The organism is Candidatus Saccharibacteria bacterium (assembly GCA_016191105.1).
In the GTDB taxonomy this organism is placed as follows: domain Bacteria; phylum Patescibacteriota; class Saccharimonadia; order CAILAD01; family BJGX01; genus JACPPH01.
Window position 1 is genome coordinate 1 of the sequence record JACPPH010000007.1, and the last position, 2970, is coordinate 2970.

Genomic DNA, 2970 nt, shown 5'->3' on the forward strand with positions numbered 1-2970 from the left:
TGAGCCAGCTACGGTGAGATTACCATTGACCTGTTCATTACCGTTAATAACTACTAGGCCAGTAGCAGCTGTTGGTTTGGCGGGGCTGAGATTATTCAGATCGAAGGTAGTAGAGCCAAACTGGTCACTTAGGTTGGAGGGGCTGGCTTGGTAGCGGGCCACAACATAGATTAAGTAAGCACCTATTAGAATTGGCAGTATGGCCAAGCAAGCAACAATTAAGGCCATTGTGCGGCTGTGCAAAAAATGTCTAGGTTTGGCAGATTTACTAGATTTGGATTTGTTCTCGGTTGGTTCTAATGGCTGCATTAACTTCCCCTAAAATGCCTGCCAATAAAAGCTCTTGTCACTTTGCTCTGGGGCAGAAAGCTGTAGGTCGAATCCGCCTGATGTTACATTGGTAGCTCTATATTGCCCGCTCAGGAAATCTCTAGGGGTTAAAGTTACATTTGGTGTTGCGCTAAATCCAGATGGGAAAGCTACATGAATGCTTGTGCTCCCGGCCGGTATTGTTACCGTACCGGTGTTTTTGCTTACACCGCCGCTACCAAGCTGTAGGCGACCATTAACCTGAACAACCCCATCAAACTCCGCCCCGCCCACGAACTTAACATCACCGCTCAGGGTGGTGGGGCCAGTTAGAGTGGTTTGGCCATTGACTGTTAGGCCCTGTTTGAGGGTAGTTGGCTGGTTGAGGGTGATGGCATTGGGTTTAGTAGTGTCAATGGCAGCATTTAGAGCACTAAGCTTGGTGTTGGCGTCTTTAAGCCCGGCAATAGTAAAGGTTAGCAGTCGACCCTGATTAATCATCTTGTAGCCAGTGGTTGGGTCAACACCGACAGCAGCTGGGAAGATCTTTTCGACGTCTTGAGCAATGAAGCCGTATTGCAAACTACTATCACCGCTGGCTTCGGCCGTCCAATTATATGTAACTGGTCGCAGAGCACCAATTTGATCGAGTACACCGAGTGTGTCCATATTAACTATATTTGTCTTTAACTGTTCATCCGACGTGCAAGACCAGCCAGTGCCGACTTGGACGGTGCACTGGTTAATCCCGTCCGAGCCAGTGAACTTAGCCACATTGGTATTAGCTCCAGTATCGATGCCGAATATTTGTCCGCTTGTGGAATTCAGAACCTGGAAAGCCGTAAAACTACTGCTAGTATTGGCTGTATTCTGAAAGGTGGCATAACCGGTACCGCCAGCAAAGCTCGCTACAGTGGAAAGACTGCGTAAAGTACTGCCGCTAGCCCCAGCGGCAGAGGTTTGGAAGTTAATAGCCCCGCCAATGGCTGAACCCGTGCCTCTACCAAGAACCGATAGCAATCCCATTATCTCCAGTGCCACCATTGCTCGCAGCGCTGGCAGATTTACCAATAGCTATGGCATTTGCCGCCGAGGCGCTAGAATTGGCACCTATAGCAATCGAGCCTGAGCCCGATGCAGTCGCACTATAGCCAAGGGCCGATGTATTTGTCGCCGAAGACGTAGCCAAACGACCAACTGCCACCGAGGTATTGCCACTAGCTGTGGCACCATTACCAATCGACAGCGAATCAGTGCCAGCTGCTGTAGCCCCCGCCCCAAAGCGTTCACTTCGTGTGCCATCGGGCACACTAATGGTAGCGCTATTAGAGCCCGTTAACACACCAGCCGAATTGAGTGTGAAATAGGTAGTGAGCGTGTTGGCAGTTGAGCTAGAAACACCGCTAGCAGGGCTCGTTTGAAAAACAATACTACCGCCAGCAGCTGCCATTACCGAAGAACACCGACGATACAATATTACTGGCACCACCAATTACAACTTGATTTGCGGCAGTAGTGGCCGCACCAGCACCAATCGCAATCGAGGAGCCGAAGCCAGCGCTAGCACTTTTACCGATAGCAATAGCGCCGGCACCCCCTGCTGTAGCACCGAGGCCAAATCTCTCACTTAAACTACCAGCACCTGGAAACGAGACACCGCATACCGCTCCTGAGACACATGATAAAACTCCGCTGGTGCTAAGTTCAAAAAACTCAACATTACCCGTCTTTAGTCGCAGCGGCTGACTCTCAATGGTGCCCAAGCTGGCAGTCGTGCCAAAACTGTTACCACCCTGCAAGAAGGCAGTGCCACTACCAATTGCAAATCCGCAACTGCTAGAGCTTTGCAAACAAACTGTGCCATTTTCGTTTGGTAGAGTTATAGTTTTGTTGCTGGCGCTAGCCGACGACTTCAGAGTGTTGGTAAAGGCGTTAGTGCCGTCAAAAAAGGCAATTTGGCCCTGCACATTAGCAGCTGTACTGCCAAGAGTTAGCTGACCATTGGAGCCAATAAATGATAGGGCTTGGGCGCTGCTATTCTGCCATTCCTGTAAGTTGGCAGATTGACTAGCCACAGCCTGTATTACCAGTCCTTTGCTGGTGGTTGCTCCAGTTGTAAATATAGTCGCCGCTGCATTATCAACTGTCGTTGGCGTATTAACCCTAAGTTTTTCAACTGTGCCAGGCGTACCAGTTGAGGCAATTTCTACTGTACCACCATTGCTAATACGCATACGTTCCGACAAGGTGGTGGTGCCATTAGTAGTTGTATAAAATTCTAACCTAGCTCCATTAGCCGAACCAGTCCAGGCCTCGCTGGCAACACCGCGAATCGACGACCCGGTGGCATAGGCGCTGCCGTTGTAGCCATCAAAGGCCAGGGTGCCCAATACATTTCCAGATGCAGTAGCTGTGGGGGAGGCGATCGTATTGTTGGATTGTCTGAGTTCAACTACTCCACCAGCAGTGCCGGTAGAGTAAATGCGCAATGTACCTGTAGCCGAAGATGAGCTGTTTACTGGTTGCACCGCCAACGTCCCTGCAGCTGAGTCTCGCAACATAAAAGTATCGGCAGCGGCATTACCTGGCCCCCATTGCATGGTGCCATTGGCCAGAAGTTGATAGCGATTATTGCTATCCCCGGTAACCTTGGTGGCTAAA

General features: G+C 50.3%; 4 protein-coding genes. All 4 read right to left on the bottom strand.

The genetic code is table 11. The features are described 5' to 3' along the window. Positions 1-309 (bottom strand): hypothetical protein (locus tag HYX70_03800; protein ID MBI2798387.1); only part of this gene is annotated, 309 nt, incomplete at its 3' end. Positions 310-318: 9 nt separating this feature from the next. Continuing rightward, positions 319-1353, bottom strand: coding sequence for a tail fiber domain-containing protein (locus HYX70_03805; GenBank protein ID MBI2798388.1), 1035 nt, complete (start codon positions 1351-1353; stop codon positions 319-321). After that, on the bottom strand, positions 1310-1759 hold the full coding sequence (locus tag HYX70_03810; GenBank protein ID MBI2798389.1) for a hypothetical protein: 450 nt from the start codon (positions 1757-1759) through the stop codon (positions 1310-1312). Before HYX70_03810 ends, HYX70_03805 begins: the two co-directional genes overlap by 44 nt. Continuing rightward, positions 1740-2970 (bottom strand): hypothetical protein (locus HYX70_03815; GenBank protein ID MBI2798390.1); only part of this gene is annotated, 1231 nt, incomplete at its 5' end. The genes HYX70_03810 and HYX70_03815, both read right to left, overlap by 20 nt.

What these genes read in the sequence shown, in the direction of transcription:
- HYX70_03805 (MBI2798388.1), bottom strand. Translation starts at nt 1,353, where the DNA reads ATGGTGGCACTGGAGATAATGGGATTGCTATCGGTTCTTGGTAGAGGC.
- HYX70_03810 (MBI2798389.1), bottom strand. Translation starts at nt 1,759, where the DNA reads ATGGCAGCTGCTGGCGGTAGTATTGTTTTTCAAACGAGCCCTGCTAGC.